Raw genomic sequence first — 21,995 nt, forward strand, 5'->3', positions numbered from 1 at the left:
TAAATATTATTTAAAGAATAAAGCCTTTAGAAATTTCTAAAGGCTTTTCTTTTTCTAAATATATGCTTAAATATATGCTAAAAACAGTAAAATTTAATTGACTTTTTATTTTTTTAATGATACAATTAAGCATATTGTTCACATTTTTTTATGTGATATTTTATAAAATTAAAAAATTTTTTTATTTTTAATTAGGAGGAATTTTAATGAAAAAGAGTTTGAAAAATATAGTTCTTTGCATGGCAGTTTCAGCTAGTGTTCTAGTATCTGGAAATGCTTCTAACTATGTTAAAGCTGAAGATCCAATACCGCAAGCTGATAATTTAATTAGTGAAGGTGGACATATTAATGTTGAAGGACAAGAAGCTAGATTAAGCGAAGATGGTAAAAGTGTAATTTACTCTTATATCATTGCTTTTCAAAGAATGCATTCAAGTGACCATGGTCAAACAGTAAGTGATGTTACAATTCGTTTTGCACCTATACCAAATGCTAAAATAAATTTAACATTAATAGGAACTAGAGACGAAAATGGGAAACCTGTAAAAGCAAATCTACCATTAAAAGGATTGAAAATGGATGATCCGTCACTTGATGACCCTGATGATATTGATTTACCAAGTGCAGAAGAAGTTGCTGCAGGAAAAAAAGGTTATTATCTTTTAGGATATAATTATGATGATCAAAAATATATAACTACATTAGGTGTTTTTCATAATGTTAATGGAAGTCAAGCTGTTAAACTTGAAATTAGTGTTCCTTTAGAACAAGCAAAGAAAATTAAATATTTACCGATTGATGCTAGAATGGTATGGAAAGCAAGTCAAGAAGATGGAGCACCTGGTTATGAGTCTGGAGCTCAAAGCTTAGAAGAATACCATAATCACGTTTTAGGTTTACCATCTGAAAAGGAAGATGAGGAAGGAACTCCAATTCCTAATTATGGCGGAATAGGAGAACCCTACTTTAGTAACAGAAGAGTATGTAAAAAATGGACATCTTATCAAATCTGTTGCGAATCCAAGCACTTATATAACTCCAAATAATGGAGATTGGACTAATATTCCAGAAGATACAAATATTAAAGAAGATACTTTCTTCCATTATGCAAAAATCTTTACTTTAAGAGCTAACAGAGCTGTAACTTATTATATTTCTGAAAAAGAAGATATGGCTGACCAAGATGTTTCTGCATTATATTTTGGAAAAGTTGATGTTGATTATGTTATCAAAGGAACAAATACAAAAATAAAAGAAACATATAACGATACAAAAGAAACTCCTATTTATGGAGAAGACGGAAAATTACTTAAGTATAATGCTGCAGAAAACGAAAATGAACGTCCTGCCAAAATTACTTATGATGGTAAAGAATATGAATATGTTGGAGTTTCAGCTACATCTGCTCCAGAAAGTGGTAAATTAAAAGAAGGTACAACTAATGTGGCTTTCGAATACAAATTAGTTGAAAAAACACCTGAACCACAACCAGAACCTAGAAAGCCAGAAAATCCAAAACTGGAACCACAAAAACCAGTTGAAAAAGAACCACAAAATGGTCAATTACCAAAAACTGGAATCGCAAACTCAAGCGCATTACTAAGCGTGGCAACTGTTTTAACAGGAGCAATGGGAATTGTAATTAGTTCTAAAAAAAGAAAATAATAAATATTAAAAAAGCCTTTAGAATTTCTAAAGGCTTTTGTTTTATCTATTTACTTATTACAAATACTACTGATGGAGAGTTTTCTTCGTCAAATTCTTCTTTTTTGAAGTTTCCGTAGATTTCGTATTTTAGTCCTAGTCTATTTACAAATGAAATTATGTCGTCAACTAATAGAGGAACTAGAAGTTGAGTATTTTCAAAACTTTCATTTTCTGTAGTAAGAACTGTATTGAAACGGATTTTGCTATTTTCTCTATAATAATTTCTTGTGAATTTTACTTTTGTTCCAAGTGTTGGTAATGCTCCAAGGAATAGGTCATGTGTAAGGATAAATGGTTTAAAATTTACCCAACTTAATACTAATTTTCCATCTTCTTTTAAAAGTTCAAGAGTTTTTAGTATAAAGCTACATATTTGATTTATATCCTCTAAGTGAGCAATTGTTGTTCCAATGCAATAGCAAACATCAAATTTTTCCTCAAAGTCAAGTTCAAGCATATTCTTTTCATATACTTTAAGTCCTTTTTTCCTTGCTTCATTTACCATGCTTTCTTCTAGGTCGATACATGTAACATTTTTACCTAATTTTTCTAGGTTTTTAGCAACAAGTCCTGTTGCACAGCCAATGTCTAAATAGTCTTTTCCTTCTGAAATACTGTTTAGAAAATTAAGTTGTGCTTCATTTTTTGGAAAAATATCTTCATAATATTTACATATTTCATTATAAAATTTATTCATATAATCCTCCACTCACAAATATAATATTAATATAAATATACCCATTTTTTCAAATGTAACTTTTTTAAAAAATATAGCATTATATATATTTTTGTGATAAAATATTTAAGAATATTAATTCTTTAGGAGGAATAAAATGAATCCATTTCTTTTAGTGGCTATAAAATTATTACTTGGATTTTTAGCTTTAATAACTATAATAAATATTTCAGGAAAAGGAAACTTAGCACCTAACTCAGCAAGTGATCAAGTTCAAAACTATGTACTTGGGGGAATTATAGGTGGTGTAATTTACAATAATAGTATTAAAATACTTGACTTTATAGGTATTCTATGTATCTGGTGTGCTCTTGTATTAGGTTTAAAATGGCTTAAACAACATGTTGTAAAAGTAAAACAGATTATAGATGGAAAAGCATTAATAATTATTGATGATGGAGAAATCAATATAGATAATTGTAGAAGAATGGGATTGTCTGCGCATGATGTTTCTTTTAAACTTAGAACAAATAAAGTGAATTCAATCAAAGATGTAAAAAGAGCTATTGTTGAACAAAATGGTCAACTTATTATTATTCGTCATGGAGAAGAAAATCCAAGATACCCATTGATTACTGACGGTCATTTACAAACTGATATTTTAGAAGTAATTGATAGAGATGAAGAATGGTTAAAAGAAGAGCTTAAAAAAGAGGGCTTACAATCATATAGCGAAGTATTTTTAGGAGAGTATATTGACGGAAATTTAATTCTTGCTCCTTATAACAGAAAAGTTTCAAGTGATAAATTTAAATTATAAAAGAGATAACTTAATTGTTATCTTTTTTTGTTATTATAAGTTGTAGTTGTTAGCATTTTAAATAATTTTGTGGTAAAATATAAACGAATAGATTTATTTTTTTAGGAGGCAATAGATGAAATTTTTTATTGACACAGCTAATGTTGATGAGATAAGAGAAATTAGCAAATGGGGAATTCTTGATGGAGTTACAACAAATCCGTCTTTAATTGCAAAAGAAGGAAGAGATTTTGTTGAAGTTATAACAGAAATCACTTCAATTGTTGATGGACCTATTTCAGCAGAAGTTATCAGTCTTGAAGCAGAAGGAATGGTAAAAGAAGCTAGAGAACTTTGTAAGATTAATAAGAATATTGTAATTAAAATTCCAATGACTGAAGAGGGATTAAAAGCTGTTAATGTTTTAAGTAAAGATGGCATTAAAACAAATGTTACTTTAATTTTCTCAGCAACTCAAGCACTTCTTGCAGCTAAGGCAGGAGCAACTTATGTAAGTCCTTTCTTAGGAAGACTTGATGATATAAGTTCTGATGGAATGATTTTAATTGAAGATATTTTTGAAGTTTTCAGTAATTATGCAATTACAACTGAAATCATTGCTGCATCTGTAAGAACTCCTATGCATGTTCTTCAAGTAGCTAAAAGTGGTGCAGATATTGCAACAGTACCATATAAAGTGTTCAAACAAATGTTAAAACATCCACTTACTGATATAGGAATTGAAAAGTTTTTAAAAGATTGGGAAAGTGTTAAATAATAGGAGGAAACTATGGATAGAAATTTGAGTTTAAATTTAGTCAGAGTTACAGAAGCTGCGGCAATTCGTTCATCTTACTTTTTAGGAAAAGGAGATAAAAATGGAGCAGACGGTGCTGCCGTTGAAGCCATGAGATCAATGTTCAATGAACTTCCAATGGAAGGAACTGTTGTTATTGGTGAAGGAGAAATGGATGAAGCTCCTATGTTATATATCGGAGAAGTTGTAGGTAATGGACAACAAGGTGCTACAAAAGTTGACATTGCAGTTGACCCAGTTGATGGTACATCTCTTGTAGCAAATGGATTACCAAATGCGATTGCAGTTGCTGCATGTGCTCCTAAGGGATGTTTATTACATGCTCCTGATATGTATATGGATAAAATTGCGGCTGGTCCTTTAGCGGTTGATTGCATACATATTGATTTACCAATTGAAATGAATATTAGAAGACTTGCAAGAGCCTTAGGAAAAGAAGTTGGTGAAGTTACTGTAAGTATTTTAAATAGAGAAAGACATCAAGATATTATAGATAGAGTTAGAAAACTTGGTGCTAGAATTAAACTTTTTGAAGCTGGAGATATTGCTCAAGCTATTGCAACTTGTATTGAAAATAGTGGTTGTGATTTAATGGTTGGTATTGGTGGAGCTCCAGAAGGAGTTTTAGCTGCTGCTGCAATTAAAGCTTTAGGTGGTGTTTTCCAAGGAAGACTTGTTCCAGCTGATGAAGAAGAATTTAAGAGATGTGAAGCTATGGGACTTGAAGATCCACTAAAAGTATTAGAAATGAATGATTTAGTAAAAGGTGATGAAGTTCTATTTGCAGCAACTGGAGTAACTGACGGAGAATTATTAGATGGAGTAAGACATATTGGTAATGATAGAGTTAAGACTTACTCAGTAGTAATGAGAGCTGAAACAGGAACAATTAGAAGAATTGAAGCAACTCATAGAATTTCTAAAAAACCTGAATATGCTAAGATAAAGAGATAGTATGAATATAGAACTTTTAAAAGGAAAATATCTTGATGAATTAAAGACTATTGCAAAGTCTTATGGAATAGCAAATGTTTCAAAGTATAAAAAGGATGAGTTGATTTCTGAAATTTTGAAAGCTGATAATGGTTTTGAAAGTGAAGATTCTGAAAAAATTATTATAAATGAACCAGATGAAAATGATTCAAAGTCTAATACTACAACAGTTTGTGGACTCATTGATATAACAGCAGATGGTTATGGTTTTTTACGTTCAAATGGCTATGATTCTGGAGAGGAAGACACTTATGTTTCTCCAACTCAAATAAGAAGATTTAGACTTAGAAAGGGAGATAAAATTTTAGGATTAACTAGAGAAAGAAAAGAAACTGAAAAATTTTCTCCGCTTATCTATATAAATGAAATAAATGATATTAAGGTTTCAGAACTAAAAGCTAGAAAAGATTTTGATGATTTAATTCCAATTTATCCAAATGAAAAATTCACTTTAGAAACAGAAAAAGAAGAGGTTTCAACTAGAATAATTGACTTTTTAGTTCCTATTGGAAAGGGACAGAGAGCTTTGATTGTTGCTCCTCCAAAGGCAGGAAAGACAAGCCTACTTCGTTCAATTTTAAAAGGAATAGAAATCAATAATCCAAAGAGCAAGATTTTTGTTTTACTTATTGGAGAAAGACCTGAAGAAGTTACGGAAATGAAGAGATTTACAAAAGCGGAAGTAATTGCTTCAACTTTTGATGAATTGCCTCAAAATCATATAAGACTTGCGGAATTTGTACTTGAAAGAGCAAAAAGACTTGTAGAACTTGGAGAAGATGTTGTTATTCTAGTTGATAGCATAACAAGACTTTCAAGGGCCTACAATGTAAATACACCGTCTTCTGGAAAAACTCTTACAGGTGGACTTGATCCTTTTGCATTGCATAAGCCAAAAAGATTTTTTGGATCAGCTAGAAATGTTGAAAATGGTGGAAGTTTAACTATAATTGCAACAACACTTGTAGATACTGGAAGTAAAATGGATGATATGATTTATGAAGAATTTAAGGGAACTGGAAATATGGAAATTCATTTGAGTAGAAAACTTTCAGAACTTAGAATTTTCCCTGCCATAGATATTTATAAATCAGGTACTAGAAAAGATGATTTACTTTTGAGTGAAGAAGAAATTCAATCTGCAAATTTAATTCGTAGAAAACTTTCAAATACAAATACTAATGAAATTATGGAAAATCTAGTAAAGAATATTAAGAAAACTGAAAACAACGAAGAATTTTTCAAAGCTATCTTAAAAAACAATTAAATTTTTAGTTTCAAATTGAAATTTAAGGAGATTTTGATGAAAATTTTGGTTGTATATTATTCCTACTCGGGAATAACCAGGAGATTAGCAGAAGATATTGCTTTAATCACAGACGGAGATTTATTGGAATTAAAACCACTAAGACCTTATTCTTTTTCGTATAATACAGCTGTAAAAGAAGCTAGAATTGAAATTGATAAGGGATACTGTCCACCTTTAACTGAAGAAATAGGAAATATTGATGATGTAGATGTCGTTTTTATAGGTTCACCTAATTGGCTTAAGACTTTTGCACCACCGGTTCTTACATTTTTACGTTCTGCCAACTTGGATGGCAAAACAATTATTCCTTTCTGCACTCATGGTGGTGGAGGATTCGGAAAAATGATTGATTATATAAAGAAAGAATGTAAAAATTCAACAGTAAAAGATGGATTAGCATTAAGTGGATTTTATGATTTTGATGAATTACAAAAATGGTTAGAAAAAAATTTATAGAATTATGGATTTTATAGAAAAACTCAACTTTAAAAAAAGTTGAGTTTTTTCTATGCTATTTTTATACAATTTCTTATAAGAATTCTTGAAGTTAATTTACCTTTAACGTCTGGCTACTAATCGACGCTATTTCCCTTATACGTCATTTCGACCGAAGTGATAGCGAAGTGAATCTAGCCCTAACTTTGCTTGTTTACAAGCAAAAGTGAATGTATCGAAGATACATCAAAAAAGATATATTAACTATAAGTATTTAGGATAATTTCGTTATGATTATATATAGATGTTTTATAAGTCCTTTATAGGACTTACTATTATTTGTAAACAAATAATAGTTGAGATCTTCAGAGCAATTGTATCTAACGATACAATTATCCCGTCAGACCTACTTTTGTTTACGAGTAAACAAAGTTAGGGCTAGATTGACTACACTACGTTTCGCTCAAGATGACGTGTTGGGGGTATTTCTTTTCTAATTGCTATGACGTGAAATATTTAATTTTCTATTCAATTTATAAAGAAATTTTAAAGTTTGTTTACTTTTCACGTTAAGCTAATAGGCGAAGATTATTCTTTATACGTCATTTCGACCGAAGTGAAACGGAGCGGAGAAATCTCACACTTTTGCTTTATCAAAAGTGAATGTATCGAAGATACATCAAAAAAGATATATTAACTATAAGTCTTTAGGAAAATTTCGTTGCAATTATATCTAGCTGTTTTATTTTTTATTTCTTTCAGAAATACTATTGCTTGTATACAAGCAATAGTTGAGATCTCTCCACTTCATTCGTTTCACTCATTTCGGTCGAGATGACGTGTTGGGGGATTTATCTTAAAAGTACTATGACGTGAATATTTTTGCTATTCTAACTTTTTATATTATTTAAAAAAACTCAACTTTGAAAAAAGTTGAGTTTTTGTTTTTATCCTATTTATTTATGATTTGAAAGACCAAATTTATTTAAGAAATGGAATATTAAGCTTAATACTACTGCAACCATACTTGCAAGAACCATTCCTTTTAATTCCATTCCGAAGAAATTTATTGAAATTCCGCTAAGTCCTGTTACGAATACAACTGAAGTTAAAATCAAATTTTGGCTATTTGAGTAGTCAACTTTTGAATCAACTAAAAGTCTTATTCCTGATGTACCAATCATTCCATAAAGTAAGAATGTTATTCCACCGATTACATTTCCTGGTATGCTTTGAATTAACATACTTAAAGGAGCTATAAATGCCATACAGATTGAAATTACTGCAGCACCTGCAATTACATAAACTGAGTAAACTTTAGTAACTGCCATTACGCCTATGTTTTCTCCATAAGTTGTTGTTGGAACTCCGCCTACAAGAGCTGATAACATAGTTGAGAAGTTATCGGCAAAAATGCTTCTGTGTAAGCCCGGATCTTCTAAAAGATTTTGACCTATTATATTACTTGTTACAACTTGGTGACTTATATGTTCGGAAGTTATTACAAGTAATGCAGGAAACATTATTAAACTTGCTTTGAAGTCAAAAATAGGGAATTGAAAATCTGGTATTGTAAATAATGTTGAAGATGTAACTGCTGAAAAGTCTATCATTCCAAAAGCAAGAGCTGCAATATATCCACATATAATTGCAATAAGTATAGGAATAGTCCCTAAAAACTTTCTAAATACTACTGAACCTAAAATTGCAACAGAAAGTGTTATTAAGAATACATATACATCTGCATTAGTTGAAGTTTCAGTCAATATATTTGCACCAATTTTTCCGCCTCTTATTGTATTTCCTGCAAGCTCAAGACCTATAAGAGATACAACTGCACCCATTGCTGCGGGTGGAAGTACAATATTTATCCAATCTGTTCTGAATTTGTAGATTATATAAGCCAAGATACAACCTAAAAATCCAGTAGTTGCAAAAGCACCAAGCGCATATCTATAACCCATAGTGTTTATAATAACACCGCCAACTCCTAAAAAGGCAAAGCTTGAACCTAAATATGCAGGAGCTTTTCCTTTTGTGATAAAGATAAATAACAATGTTCCAATACCGTTCATCAAAAGAACAATACCAGGGTTAACATTGAATAGAATAGGAACTAAAACAGAAGCTCCGAACATTGCAAAAGTATGTTGCAAACTTAAAGGGATAAGCATTGAAAAAGGTACTTTGTCCCTTACGCCAATAATTTCTTTATTATTCATAAAACCTCCTTTGACTTAAGTCTAAAAAAATATATAAAAAAATGAAATAACAAAAGTTATTTCATTAATAATTAAATATAATATTTTTAAAGACAGTAAGTCTGTTATTAAAATTGAAAAAAGGAGTCGTCAAAACAAAATAAAAATAGTTAGATTTATTTGTAACAAAAAGCTTAACTAAATTCGTCATAACTTACCTCCTTAAATTTATCTTCACAATTATACATCATAAAAAGGAAAAAGTAAAGTTTTAAATTGCATAAATTTATTAAAAATTAAAGATTTCATTTTGACTTTTAGTATGATATAATTAAGTTTGCCATAAACATTTTAAAAAGAGAACTTAATTTCATCATACTTAACCGCTAAAAAAGTTATAGAAATAAAAAGTATGATATAATTTAATTGAATATATCTAGTTTTAAAAATAGAGTTTTATTTTACTATAAATACTTAGGAGTAAAAAATGAAAGATTATTTATCTAAAGTTAAAAAATATATTATTCTTCAAGTAGTATTGGATTTTATTGGAGTTATCTGTTTAGCGTTAACACCACTTATTCAAAAGTGGTTATTTGATTATGGATTACAAAGCACCTCAAGTCAAATCATTTTAGCCATTCTATTATATGCCTTGTTACTTGGAATTTATTCATTAATGCAATATTTTTGTATTTTAGTAGCATTTAAATCAGGAATTGCGTTTGAAACAAGACTTAAAAAGAATTTTTTTGATAAAATTTTTAATATGAATAGTAAAGTTTTTCACGAGAAACCAATAGGGGAATATATTTCTATTCAATCAAATGATATTACTGCATTAGAACAAGATTATTTACAACCTATTGTAGATGTAATTCGTTCTGTAAATATGATGTTGATTTATGGAGTTATTATTTTTATGAATATCAACTATAAAATTGGTCTAGTAGTAGTTTTATCTTCTATTTTTGCTATTTTAATTCCAAAGATATTCGGAAAAATGTTGGATAATAGCAGAAGTAATTACCAAAGGCATCTTGGAAAATATACTTCAACCATTTCCGATTTGCTTGAAGGTTTTGGGTTAATAAATTCTAAAACAATTGAAAATATAAAAAACAGACATAATGAAATTCTACATAAAACTGCAGATAAAAGATATGAATTTGGTAAGAAAAAGGCTATGGTACTTGGATTAAGCGATTTAATGACTAAAATGGTTAGGGCTTTTACTTTTGCGATTGTAGGATATTTATTCTATAAAAAGGAGATAACTGTAGGTGTGGCAATAGCGACATTAAGCTATTATTCAGCTTTTATTGACCCTATTGATAGTTTACTCTATGACATTACAGCTATCCGTTCAGTAAATTCTACAAAACAAAATATTCTTTCTTTTTTAAATAAAAAAATAGAAACAGAAAATAAAAGAGAATTGGAAAATTTCAAAAATGAATTAATTTTTGATAATGTAAATCTTACAATTGATAAACTACAACTAGAAGATATAAACTTAAAAATAGAAAAAGGAAAAAAATATGCAATTATTGGTAAATCAGGTGCAGGAAAGTCAACTTTTTTAAATTTATTACTTGGAATACATAAGCCAAATCAAGGGGAAGTCATTATTGACGGAGAAAATGTAAGAGAGCTCAATTTATCAAATACATTACTTTATATGAGTCAACATGAGCATATTTATCGTGCATCTGTAAAGGAAAATGTAACTGTTTTTGATTCATATTCTTATGATTATATTCCGAATAATGCTAATGAAGTTGCAATAATTAAGGATATTCTTGGTAGAAATACCACTGACTGTTCAAATTTTAGCGGTGGAGAAAAAAGAGTTCTTGCATTACTTCGTATAATGTGTAGAAAAGGAGAGATACTGGTTTTAGATGAACCTTTTACAGGTGTTGATACTGAAAGTGTATTAAAACTAGAGGATATTTTATTGAAATCAGATCAAACGGTTTTAGTTGTAACACATAATACATCAATTGAACATCTTAAAAAATTTGATAATGTAATTAGAGTATCAGATGGGAAAGTATTTATAGAAAATTAAAAATAAAAAAAACGGTTAATTTGTAAAAATAGCCGTTTTTTTATTGTTAAATAACAATATTATAAAAAAACTATCCAATGCAAAGTATCGTGTAAGGATTAGTTTTATATTTTGTTGTTTCTTAATTTGTAATAATAAAAAGCATAGAAATCTATGCTTTTTTCTTTAATATTGGTGATATTCTTTTGTATAATAATGATGTTACTATTGAAGTAACAGCTGTTTTAACTAAGTTAAAAGGTAATATTGAGAATAACATTAATGTAAAGTAACTTTTTACAAGTGGATTTATCTTTGCAACCATTCCTACAAAAGCATTTAAGTCAATCTTTAAAAGTTTTGCATAAAGTGGGAAAATAACAAAATAATTGCTTAATGTTGCAACTAAAGACATTGTAATACTACCTATTACAAGTCCTAGTAAAGCAGATTTTTTGCTTTTATTGTGTTTGTAGATAAAAGCTGTTGTTAAAACGAAAGCTGATGAAACTATTAAGTTTGAAAGCTCTCCAACATAAAAAGTTTTTGTTCCATTAATTATAATATTTAATAAAAGCTTGATACAAACAATTAAAAATCCTGCAAGTGGTCCCATTGCAAATCCACCTATTAGAGCAGGTAGCTCTGCAATATCCATTTCCATAAAAGTTGGTGCGAATGGTAGTGGAACTTTAATAAACATTAAAAGTACGGATATAGATGCAAGAATTGCAATTTTTGTGATTTCTGAAATACCAAATTTTTTATTCATAATAACCTCCTAAATTTTAGCAAAAAAAAATGCCATCTTTAGGGCATGACAATTTCTTCTCTCATCCAGACTTTAACTGTCGGTATTGGAATTTCACCAATTCAGCATAATGCTCGCAGACTTTACTGCCGGTGAGGAAACGACCCTCGCCCTGAAGACAATTTGAGTATATCACAATTAATAAGCATTGTCAATAAAAGACAAAATTTTTTTAACTTTAATAAGATATCCTAATATATAAAGCTGTATTCATAAGGAATACTAATCAATTGTCAAAATATTTGCAATTTATTTTTTTATGGTATATAATTTAATAGCACAAAATTTATTTTACGGAGGTAATTTATTATGAAAATGCTTAAAAAGATTTTTGCATTCGTACTATTGTTCTCGATAGTATTTAGTTCTATTGGAATAAGTACATATGCAAAAGAATCAAGCGCTCTAACGGAAGTGGTGGATTCTAGTATTACATCTCCAGAAGAAGATGGAAAGAGAGTTTTCACACTTAAAGGTTCTGATTTAGAGGATAATGATATTAAGGCAAAGGTAGTTGTTAAAGGTCAGACAGAACGTCTAGCAGATGTCGAAAACTCAATTACTTTTTCTGAAGACACAAAAGAAAGTTCAAGTAGAAAGGTAGTTACTTTAACTTTTCCAAAAAATGAAACTGGAAAAAGTATACAATATGAAGTTACTTTTAGTGTAAATGGTGATAATGGATCATTTTACGAAGAATTTAAAAAAGTTGTTAGAATTAGAAAATCTTCTTCTGAAGGTGGTGGGGTAGTAACTCCAGTAGTACCTGAAGATCCTAAACCTGTTGTGGAAAATGCAATTGTAAATATAACTGCAGATGTTGAAAATCTTCCAGCAGAGGGTGGGGAAGTTAATTTAACAGTATTTACTAAGAGAATTAATGATAAACACATTTCTCCAGATAAAGTAAAACTTCAAGTATCATTAGATGGAGTTGTAACTGAAATAGGCAAAAATGTAGAAGTACAAGGTGAAAAAGCTAAAAAGACAATGACTTTAAATTTCCCTAAAAATACTACTACTAGTGAACAAGTTTATACTTTAAAATTTAATACAAATGGTTCTGAAACAGTATTTCAAGATGAACCAGTATTCTTAATTAAAGTTGCTCCAGGTGAACAAATAATTGAAGAAAATGCAATTGTTAGAGTTACGCCGGAAAATCAAAACTTACCTACAGAAGGTGGAAAAGCTAATTTAGAATTAATTACTAAAAGAGTTAATGATAATCATATTACAGCTGATCAAGTAAAGGTACAAGTATTATTAAATAATGTTGATACTAATTTAGGAAAGAAAGCTGTAGTTGAAGGAGATAAGGCTAGAAAGACTATTTCTATTGATTTTCCTAAAAATAATACTACTAGTGAAAAAGTTTATACTTTAAAATTTAATACAAATGGCTCTGAAACAGAATTCCAAGATAATCCAACAGTTAATGTTACTGTTGCTCCTGGTGCTGAAGAAAGTAATATGGTAATTAATGAAATTAAAGTAAAGACTCCAAATTTACCTAAAGATGGTGGTTTAAATACAATCACTGTAAGAGGTGAAAAGCTTGAATCTGACAAAATTAAACTTGAAATTTTCAAAGTTGAAAATGGTGCAGAAACTAAAGTTAATCTACCTTATGAATTCCACGGAACAGAAAAAGTGCAAAGTGCTTCTTTGGAATTCCCTAAGTCAATGACAGATAAAGAAGATGTTTATAAGATTAAATTAAATGATAAAGAAGTTATTGTTACTGTTGGCGGAGAAGAAAGCGGAGAAATCGTAGACTTAGTTCCAAGTAATGTATATCTTGATAATAGTAAGACAAAAATAACTTTAAAATTTGATGAAGAAATATTTGCAGTAAAAGATATTGAAACTCTAAAATCTGGGATTTCATATAAAAAATCTGGAACTGATGAATTTGAAACTTTAAAAGCAGAAGATAAGGTAGAAATTGTTGAAGATAAAGTTATAGTTACTTTAGCAAATCCAATCGAAATAAAATTAGCTGCAAAAGTAAAATTAGAAGATAGAGTAATCAAAGATGGTAAAAACAGAGAAAATAGAGCTTTTGAAAGATTTATAAACGATGCTTTACCAACTGTTAATCAGGCAAATATTGTTGAGGGCGAAGTTTTAACTAAAATTGGTGGAAATGTAAAAGTAAAATTAGTTGGTGAAAATTTAAGTGAAGCTGTAATGGTTAAAATCTTAAAGAATAATAAAGATAAAACTTCTAATTCTGAAATTACAGATACAGCAAATGTAAAAGTAGAAGTAGTAAATAATAAAGAACAAAATATAACTTTTGTTTTACCACAAAATTCTACTGAAAAAGCTGAAACTTATTCAGTTATGGTATCTTTAGATAAAGGTAAAACATATTCTTCAGCAATTGGAGTTAATATTTTACAAAATAGAGCAAAAAGATTAGTTGCAACAGTTTTACCAACAGAAAAATTGACTGACAAGCCAATTTTAAGCTTTATGTCAATCCAATCTTATGGTACAACAGGTGGTGGAACTGATCATCCAGATGTAACTCATACATTCACTCCAGTAGGACAAGAAAGTAAAAAAACTTGGGTTACTATGTTTGGAGCAAATTTCAATAAGGCTTTAACAAAGATTAAAGTTGTAGATGAAAATGGAATTGAATGGTATCCATTACAAAATGAAGGAACATCAGATAGTATGGATAATTTCATAATGGTAAGTGCAGATGGAACTGGAATTTACGGAAACGGAAATACACAAATGTTTGAACTAATCTGCCCAAGAAATGTTACTATTCCTACAAATCCTAATGGAGATGTGACTTTCAAATTCATAGTTGCAGTTGACGGAGAAAATTTTGATGAAGAAATTTATGTAAAGGCAACTGTTGTTAATGACAAAGTTGGTAAAAAAGAAAATCTTACAGCAGATGAAATCTCTGAAGTTAAGGTAAAACACGAAACTGTTGATGGAAAAGAAGTGTTTGAAGGAGCTACTGTTAAAGGATATAAATGGTCTAAACTTAGATCTTTTAATGTAAGACCTAAAGATAATGAAGACTTTGAAGCTATTAAATACAAAGTTGTAAGAGCTGATGGAAGTGTTGAAGAAAAAGAAATTTTAAATATTCACGAAGAAAAAGTTAAAGATATTAAGGAAATAACTTTTATCTACAAGAGCAATATAACTCCAGATGAAGTACAAACTCTTACGGATTCAGAAACTAATATTTCTGTAACAGGTAAAAATTTAACTGGAAAAGAAATAGTAGTTAATAAAGTAGATATAATTAAGTCAAAAGATGTTGCTGTTTTTGATATTTATTTTATAGATTCAGTTACAAAAGAAAAAGTTCAATTACCAATAGATGAATATACTGTTAAAATACCAAAAGAAAATGGTAGGGAAGCTATTAAGGTATTCTATTTGAACGATAATAACGAAAATAAAGAAATGGAATTTACACAAGACGAAAGTTTTGTAACATTTGTAGCAACTCACTTCTCTAAATATGGGGTAGAATATAAGGCAAAAAATCCAGAAAATCCAGAAACATATAATTGGGTTAAAAATGATGATGGATCATGGACATACCAATCAGCAGATGGACAAGTAGCTGTAAAAGAAAGCTGGAAATCAATAGATAATGAATGGTATAGATTTGATAAAGACGGAAAAATGTTATCAAATCAATGGTTTGAAGAAAATGGAAAATGGTACTATATTGAGAAAAATGGAACAATGTCTAGAAACGAATGGATAATCGTTAATGGACAATGGTACTATGCAAATGCAGATGGTAGAATTTCACAAAACGAATGGGTATTAGTAAATGGAAATTGGTACTTTGCAAATGCAAGTGGACGTATTGCAGATAGTGAATGGTTCATGGTAGGTGGAAAGTGGTATTATGCTGAAAAAGGCGGATTAATCGCACAAGGCAAAACTCTTAAAATCAACAATGTAAACTATACATTTGACTCAAACGGTGTATTAGTTAAATAAATATTATTATTAAAAACTCCGATAATATCATCGGAGTTTTTTATGCTTACTATTATAAAATCAATAGCTTATTATTAAACTTTATTATGAATAAGCATTATTAATTAAAAATTCTAATTTTACTTAATAATACATTAGTGTTATAATACAATTATAGTAATACAAGGTAATGTGTTTGACTAAATGATAATATTTTTTGGAGGTGATGGTTAAAAATTGCCAAATACTTACTTTTAAAGATTGAATTTATCATAGAAATTCTTGAGAGATATCTAAATGATAATGTACTATAAAGAAGGGAATATGATTATATCAAAGAGATTATGGGAAATTTGAGAGAAGAAATTTTAGAGCTAAGAAGAAATGCATTTATAGAGACAATAATGGGATTAGATAATGAAAGATACATAATAGGATACTTAGGAAAAACTGTTCCAAAAGAGATTTTTTATGGTTTTGACTTAGTACCTCTACCTTTAGATGGGGTAGATAGATACATATTAAATTATTCTAATGAAAAAAATTTATGTAGCATAGTTAATTCAACACTAACTTATGCTTTAACAAAAAAATGTCCTTTAATTTATAATGCAAAATTACTTGTTGTGGATAATTCCTGTCCTTTACTTTTAAAAACAATGAAAGAAAAACTTAAAGATAAGATTTATTTCTATGACGGAAATGTAGAAAAATTAAAAAATAGAGTTGTAGAAGTCTACAATAGAGATTTTTTTGAAAATAAATTTTTAAATGCAGTTGAATTATCCAAAATTATTTCTTCAAAGCTTGAAAAACTTTCCAAAACAGATATAGATTCCAGATTTTTATACGAAGTTGAATTTTATACTCAATTTATCTTCTCATTGGAAGATAAAATTACTATGATTGATAGGGTATTGTCGAATTACAAAGTTGTAGACAAAAAAAGACAAAAGTTGTATGTACCAAGAGCAATTCAAGTTTTGGACGATATAGATAAGAAATATAAAGACTATCAGATTGTAGAAAATTTTTGTCTAGGAGAAGTTTTTAAAACTTATAAAAAAAGTGGCTATGAGTTTTTAAAAGAAAAATATAATGAAAATAGAGTTGATAAATTAGATATTTTATTTGAGAATTGTCCCTATGATAATAAATAAAAATTTATTTTAGGAGGCAAAAAATGGCTGATTACAGAAAAATGTGGGAAGATTTAAATATGGACGTTGATACTCATGATATCTTATGCGAAGTTTTACCTGTTGCATTTGGAGATGTTTTTTTAAGTCAAGAAAACAGACCAGAGAGTATGGATTATTTCAATATGGTTGTTGCAGAAATTCACGGAATTAGACCTGCTGAGCTTATTGAATTCCAAAAACAAGGTGGAAAAGTTGTAGGTTCTTTCTGTATACACGTTCCTGATGAAGTTGTACTAGGGGCAGGAGCAATCGCTACTGGTCTTTGTAGTGGATCTCAATTTTGGGTTCCAGGTGGAGAAAAAGTTCTTCCAACATCAACTTGTCCATTAATTAAAGCATCACTTGGAGCAAGATTTGATAGAACATGTCCTTTCTTTAGAATTGCTGACCTTTTTGTTGGCGAAACAACTTGCGATGGAAAGAAAAAAGCTTGGGAAATTTTAGCGAAAGATGCTCCAATGTATATTATGGATATTCCACAAATGAAAAGAGAAAAAGACTTTGCTAAGTGGAAAGAAGAAATTATTTCCTATATGGCTGAATTAGAAAAATTAACTGGAAATAAGATTACTGAAGAAAGTTTAAAGAATGCTATTATAACATTGAATAATAAGAGAAGAGCTTTACAAAGATTAAATAGCTTTAGAAAATTAGAAAATGTTCCTATTTCAGGTAGAGATGTTTTACTTATTACACAAATTGCATTTTATGATGATCCAGTAAGATTTACAGCACAAGTAAATAGACTTTGTGATGAACTTGAAGAAAGAGCTAAAAATAATGTAAGTGTTTATCAAAAAGGAGCAAAGAGAATTTTATTAACAGGAACTCCACTTTCAATTCCTAACTGGAAGATTCATCAAATAGTTGAAAATATTGGTGGAATGGTTGTATGCGAAGAAATGTGTACAGGTAATAGATATTCAGAACATCTTGTTGACGAAAGTGGAAATACTATTGATGAAATGGTAGAAAACTTAACTCGTAGATATTTAGGAAGTATAAATTGTGCATGCTTTACTCCAAATACTGAAAGAGTTGATGATATAATGAGATTGGTTAAGGAATATAATATTGACGGAGTTATTGATATTAACCTAAAATTCTGTACACTTTATGACACAGAGGGAACAATCGTAGAAAAAGCTTTGAAAGAAGCAAAAATTCCTGTTCTTGGAATCGAAACTGACTATACAGATTCAGATAGTGAACAATTAAAAACTAGAATTGGTGCATTCATAGAGATGATGAGCTAATGTTATATTATATATTTTTTAAGGACACAAAAAATGGTCAGGAGCTTTATCAATTAATGAAAGAAAATGGTATAAAATGCACAATAGCACCTACACCAAAAACAGAAGATCACTGTTGTGGAATAAGCATTTTATATTATAATATTGAGGATAGAGAATTGATAGAAAAGTTGATTTTAGAAAATAAAATAGAGATTTTAAAATTCTACGAAAAAGAAAAAGATATTAATCCTGATAGAATGAGATTTTGTTAGAGAAAAACCCTAGCTATTACTATGCTAGGGTTTTTCTTATTATTTTTTTCGTAAGCTTATTTACTTTTAACGTCTAGCTCTTAAACAAAGGTACTTCCTTTATACGTCATCTCGACCAACGCGGAGAGATCTCATACTTTTGCTTTAGCAAAAGTAAATGTATCGCAGATACATACAGAAATTATATTTTTTATTTCTTTCAGAAATACTATTGCTTGTAAACAAGCAATAGTTGAGATCTCTCCACTTCGTTTCGCTTGGCTCAACTCCGGTCGAGATGACGTGTTTGGGGGGACTTCTTTTCTAATTGCTATGACGTGAACTATTTTGTTTTATAGCCTATATTTTTAAATAAGTTATTATGTTTTTTCTACTACATTTATAAAAATAATTTGAAGTTTATTAGCTTTTAACGTCTAGCTCTTAAACAAAGGTACTTCCTTTATACGTCATCTCGACCAACGCGGAGAGATCTCATACTTTTGCTTTAGCAAAAGTAAATGTATCGCAGATACATACAGAAATTATATTTTTTATTTCTTTCAGAAATACTATTGCTTGTAAACAAGCAATAGTTGAGATCTCTCCGCTTCGTTTCGCTTAGCTCAACTCCGGTCGAGATGACGTGTTTTGGGGTACTTCTTTTCTAATTGCTATGACGTGAACTATTTTGTTTTATAGCCTATATTTTTAAATAAGTTATTATGTTTTTTCTACTATATTCATAAAAATAATTTGAAGTTTATTTACTTTTAACGTCTAGCTCTTAAACAAAGAGACTTCCTTTATACGTCATCTCGACCGTAGTGAATTTAGCTCTAACTTTGCTTGTTTACAAGCAAAAGTAAATGTATCGTAGATACATTGGGTACTCGGGAACCTTGTTATTTCACAATAAAAACAAAAATATTAAAAAAACTTCGACTTTTGTCGAAGTTTGTTTTTATCTTTGTACATTAAATTTAAAAGTTTCTTCATCCTTATCGAAAGTTAATTCATAAGTTTTTCCCTTTTCAACTTCAAGTGAAAGTTTAGTAGGTCCCCAAGTTTTAGTTACGTTCTTATGTACTAAGCCTGGTCTTGTATAACTATAAGCAAGTTCAACATCTACTGTTCCTGGTAATGCATAAATTACTGATTTAGTTCCTTCATATGCTATTTTTGGATAAGCATTTGAACTTAAAATTCTTCCGGCAAGACTATTGTTTGAAAATGCATTAAAGCTAGTAACTAGATAAATTTTAACTGCATCCGGATGGTCAGAAAGCCATTTTTCATATCCTTGTTTTCTCTTTTTCATCCAAATTACAATTCCGATAACATAAACTATTAAAACTGCAGGAATTATATAAGCCATAACTCCCATATTTTTAATTATTTGTGAAATATTATCCATAATGTCCCTCCTATAAATTATTCCGCTTTAAGCGTAATCGGTTCTGATTTATCTCCGATAATAGTAAGATCTTCAATGAGCTTTTGAAATTGTTTATAACCTAATAATGAAAGATCATAACTTTTAGTATTATCATTTGAATCAGTTACATATAAAGTTAGAATATCATTATTTTTTATTCTAGCTTTCATTGCACATTCTTCTATATTATATTCATCAATTTTTTTGCCTTTTACGACTGTTAAAGTTTCATCAGTAACTTTAACATATAGTTTTTTATCACTAAGTGTAAAATATAATGACACAATTCCTACAATTGCTACAACTATTACATTGACATATAGTTGGACAAAGAAATGTAAAATAAAGCCTAAAAATGCACAAGCAATAACCAACGTTATCAATTCTTTTACAAATTGAAAAGAAGTTGATTTGTAGATTCTTTCGTTCATAAATTTCTCCTTTCAATAAATTTTTTATAATTAACATACTTTGGTTTATATAAAAAAGTATGTTGAAATCAATTCATTTGAAATAAACATTTTATTTTAAATTCTTTCTAGTAAATATCATTTTACCTGCAGGTGTTTGTAATATGCTTGTTACCGTTGTTTCAATAGTTTGTCCAATATAATCTTTTCCGTCTTCAACTACAATCATAGTTCCATCAGAAAGGTATCCAAGACCTTGTTCAGGTTCTTTACCACGATTTATAACTTCTACAATAAGTTTTTCACCTTGAATTACAACTGGCTTAACTGCAAGAGCTAACTCGTTTATATTAAGTATTGAAATTTGTTGGAGAGAAGCTACTTTATTCAAATTATAATCATTTGTAATTAGCTTTCCATGATAATCTTCTGTAAGTTTTAAAAGCTTATGATCAACTTCTTTAATATTCTTATAATCTTTATCTACGATTTTTATTTCCACATCTTTTTCGTTTTTAAGCAAATCTAAGATATCTAGACCACGTCTTCCTCTTTGTCTTCTATTAGGATCTTCGGAATCGGCAATATATTGCAATTCTTTAACCATAAACATTGGAATAATAATAGGGCCTTCTAAAAATCCAGTCTTAACTATATCGTAAATTCTACCGTCTATAATAACTGAAGTATCTAAAATCTTAGGACAAGATTGTCCTTTTTTTACGGATTTTTCCCTTGAAAAAAGTTTAAACTTTAATAGTTCCTCTTTTTTATCAACTGCAATTTTAATTCCTGCAAATCCAAGTCCAATATAAATGAAAATTGTGATTGTTGCACTTAAAAGAGTTCCTACAACAGGAAGCTCTATATTAGAAATCGGTAGGGAAATTAAAAAAGCTATAACTAAACCAACTAAAAGTCCAACAATTGCACTAACAATATCTGAAGTTGGAGTTTTTTGAGCTTTTTTTCTAATATCCTCAAATATATCTGTAAGTTTCTTAATTATGACAGGGAATAATAAATAAAAAATAATACCAAAAATAATTGCAAACACTGCATAAATTGAAACTAAAACATCTTTGCTTAACTCTAACGACGTAACTTGACCAAAGCCATAGGCAATCAGGATGCCAATAAGGCCACCAAAAACAAAGGTCAAGTACCTTAAAACTTTAAACATACTTTCCTCCTAATGTTCTGTTGAATATTCTATAATTTTGTTTATTTTGTTCTTTGGAAAACCACTTACCATAACAAATTCTGAAATCAAAATTCGTTTAGCAAGGTTTAACATAAACAATTCTTTTAGAGAAAGTTTACCTTTCTCATTTCTTACAGCCAATCCTTTAAAAACATAAGCTATTTCAAAAATATCTGAAGACTTAAGTCTTTGTGTATTCTCTTTGTACCTTTGAACCCAATTGTTCGGCATAGGGCATTTTTCGTAACTAAGATAATCAAAAACTTTATCAAGTGTATCTAGGTTTACGAGTTCTCTAAATTGAAAATTTTTTATATCTTCTTCTTTGATGAAAATATGCAAATTTTGTTCAAAAGGGAACTCTATAACATAAAATCGTTCTTGAACATCATCGAGATCTTTGTTTTCTATGTTTTTAATAAAACCTGCTCCATGCATAGGATAAAATATTTTTTCACCAACATCCATAGCAATCT

Annotated in this window: 19 protein-coding genes and 1 riboswitch; of the genes, 12 read left to right on the forward strand and 7 right to left on the reverse strand. The window is 29.2% G+C overall.

Going from position 1 to position 21,995, the window contains the following annotated elements; genetic code table 11:
* Positions 1–206 precede the first annotated feature (206 nt).
* Both LW893_RS04235 and LW893_RS04240 read left to right on the forward strand, forming a co-directional pair.
* Positions 207–1,046: a hypothetical protein gene (locus tag LW893_RS04235; protein WP_233055980.1), complete on the forward strand. Its 840-nt coding sequence runs from the start codon at positions 207–209 to the stop codon at positions 1,044–1,046.
* A 124-nt stretch (positions 1,047–1,170) separates the two neighbouring features.
* Positions 1,171–1,665: an LPXTG cell wall anchor domain-containing protein gene (locus LW893_RS04240; protein WP_233055981.1), complete on the forward strand. Its 495-nt coding sequence runs from the start codon at positions 1,171–1,173 to the stop codon at positions 1,663–1,665.
* 46 nt (positions 1,666–1,711) lie between these two features.
* Here LW893_RS04240 and LW893_RS04245 read toward each other — a convergent pair whose 3' ends face one another.
* Positions 1,712–2,404, reverse strand: a complete 693-nt coding sequence (locus LW893_RS04245; RefSeq protein WP_233055982.1) for a class I SAM-dependent methyltransferase — start codon at positions 2,402–2,404, stop codon at positions 1,712–1,714.
* A gap of 136 nt (positions 2,405–2,540) precedes the next feature.
* On the opposite strand from LW893_RS04245, the gene LW893_RS04250 reads away from it, so the two are divergent.
* The 5 genes from LW893_RS04250 to LW893_RS04270 all read left to right on the forward strand — a co-directional run bounded on the left by LW893_RS04250 (position 2,541) and on the right by LW893_RS04270 (position 6,757).
* The gene (locus LW893_RS04250) at positions 2,541–3,203 is read left to right on the forward strand and encodes a DUF421 domain-containing protein (protein ID WP_233055983.1); all 663 of its coding nucleotides are present in this window, start codon (positions 2,541–2,543) and stop codon (positions 3,201–3,203) included.
* A 115-nt stretch (positions 3,204–3,318) separates the two neighbouring features.
* Complete coding sequence (gene fsa, locus LW893_RS04255; protein WP_233055984.1) at positions 3,319–3,960, forward strand: fructose-6-phosphate aldolase; 642 nt, start codon at positions 3,319–3,321, stop codon at positions 3,958–3,960.
* Between the two features lie 12 nt (positions 3,961–3,972).
* The gene (gene glpX, locus LW893_RS04260; protein WP_233055985.1) at positions 3,973–4,953 is read left to right on the forward strand and encodes a class II fructose-bisphosphatase; all 981 of its coding nucleotides are present in this window, start codon (positions 3,973–3,975) and stop codon (positions 4,951–4,953) included.
* Between the two features lies 1 nt (position 4,954).
* The gene (gene rho, locus LW893_RS04265) at positions 4,955–6,259 is read left to right on the forward strand and encodes a transcription termination factor Rho (protein ID WP_233055986.1); all 1,305 of its coding nucleotides are present in this window, start codon (positions 4,955–4,957) and stop codon (positions 6,257–6,259) included.
* A 36-nt stretch (positions 6,260–6,295) separates the two neighbouring features.
* Positions 6,296–6,757 (forward strand): flavodoxin, encoded by a 462-nt coding sequence (locus LW893_RS04270; protein ID WP_233055987.1) that lies wholly within the window; start codon positions 6,296–6,298, stop codon positions 6,755–6,757.
* Between the two features lie 935 nt (positions 6,758–7,692).
* Here the strand turns inward: LW893_RS04270 and uraA are convergent.
* A complete protein-coding gene (uraA, locus tag LW893_RS04275; RefSeq protein ID WP_233055988.1) occupies positions 7,693–8,958 on the reverse strand; it encodes a uracil permease in 1,266 nt (421 codons plus the stop codon).
* 466 nt (positions 8,959–9,424) lie between these two features.
* Between uraA and LW893_RS04280 the strand changes: the two genes are divergently transcribed.
* The gene (locus tag LW893_RS04280; RefSeq protein WP_233055989.1) at positions 9,425–11,011 is read left to right on the forward strand and encodes an ATP-binding cassette domain-containing protein; all 1,587 of its coding nucleotides are present in this window, start codon (positions 9,425–9,427) and stop codon (positions 11,009–11,011) included.
* A 151-nt stretch (positions 11,012–11,162) separates the two neighbouring features.
* Here LW893_RS04280 and LW893_RS04285 read toward each other — a convergent pair whose 3' ends face one another.
* Positions 11,163–11,765, reverse strand: a complete 603-nt coding sequence (locus tag LW893_RS04285; protein ID WP_399533163.1) for an ECF transporter S component — start codon at positions 11,763–11,765, stop codon at positions 11,163–11,165.
* 46 nt (positions 11,766–11,811) lie between these two features.
* A riboswitch (FMN riboswitch) is annotated at positions 11,812–11,925 on the reverse strand.
* Positions 11,926–12,110: 185 nt separating this feature from the next.
* Between LW893_RS04285 and LW893_RS04290 the strand changes: the two genes are divergently transcribed.
* From LW893_RS04290 to LW893_RS04305, 4 genes are all read left to right on the forward strand, one after another.
* The gene (locus LW893_RS04290; protein WP_233055991.1) at positions 12,111–15,797 is read left to right on the forward strand and encodes an N-acetylmuramoyl-L-alanine amidase family protein; all 3,687 of its coding nucleotides are present in this window, start codon (positions 12,111–12,113) and stop codon (positions 15,795–15,797) included.
* Positions 15,798–16,120: 323 nt separating this feature from the next.
* Positions 16,121–16,936, forward strand: coding sequence for a 2-hydroxyacyl-CoA dehydratase family protein (locus tag LW893_RS04295; RefSeq protein ID WP_233055992.1), 816 nt, complete (start codon positions 16,121–16,123; stop codon positions 16,934–16,936).
* A 23-nt stretch (positions 16,937–16,959) separates the two neighbouring features.
* Positions 16,960–18,234: a double-cubane-cluster-containing anaerobic reductase gene (locus LW893_RS04300; RefSeq protein WP_233055993.1), complete on the forward strand. Its 1,275-nt coding sequence runs from the start codon at positions 16,960–16,962 to the stop codon at positions 18,232–18,234.
* The gene (locus tag LW893_RS04305; RefSeq protein WP_269836901.1) at positions 18,234–18,488 is read left to right on the forward strand and encodes a DUF3343 domain-containing protein; all 255 of its coding nucleotides are present in this window, start codon (positions 18,234–18,236) and stop codon (positions 18,486–18,488) included. The genes LW893_RS04300 and LW893_RS04305 overlap by 1 nt, the downstream gene beginning before the upstream one ends.
* A 943-nt stretch (positions 18,489–19,431) precedes the next feature.
* Here the strand turns inward: LW893_RS04305 and LW893_RS04310 are convergent.
* From LW893_RS04310 to LW893_RS04325, 4 genes are all read right to left on the reverse strand, one after another.
* Entirely contained in the window at positions 19,432–19,884 is a 453-nt protein-coding gene (locus LW893_RS04310) for a hypothetical protein (protein ID WP_233055995.1), read from the reverse strand.
* Positions 19,885–19,901: 17 nt separating this feature from the next.
* Positions 19,902–20,336 (reverse strand): hypothetical protein, encoded by a 435-nt coding sequence (locus tag LW893_RS04315; RefSeq protein WP_233055996.1) that lies wholly within the window; start codon positions 20,334–20,336, stop codon positions 19,902–19,904.
* Between the two features lie 91 nt (positions 20,337–20,427).
* A complete protein-coding gene (locus tag LW893_RS04320) occupies positions 20,428–21,498 on the reverse strand; it encodes a PIN/TRAM domain-containing protein (RefSeq protein WP_233055997.1) in 1,071 nt (356 codons plus the stop codon).
* Positions 21,499–21,507: 9 nt separating this feature from the next.
* Positions 21,508–21,987, reverse strand: coding sequence for a CarD family transcriptional regulator (locus LW893_RS04325; RefSeq protein ID WP_233055998.1), 480 nt, complete (start codon positions 21,985–21,987; stop codon positions 21,508–21,510).
* Positions 21,988–21,995 lie beyond the last annotated feature (8 nt).

This window comes from Parvimonas micra (assembly GCF_021300775.1).
GTDB lineage: Bacteria > Bacillota > Clostridia > Tissierellales > Peptoniphilaceae > Parvimonas.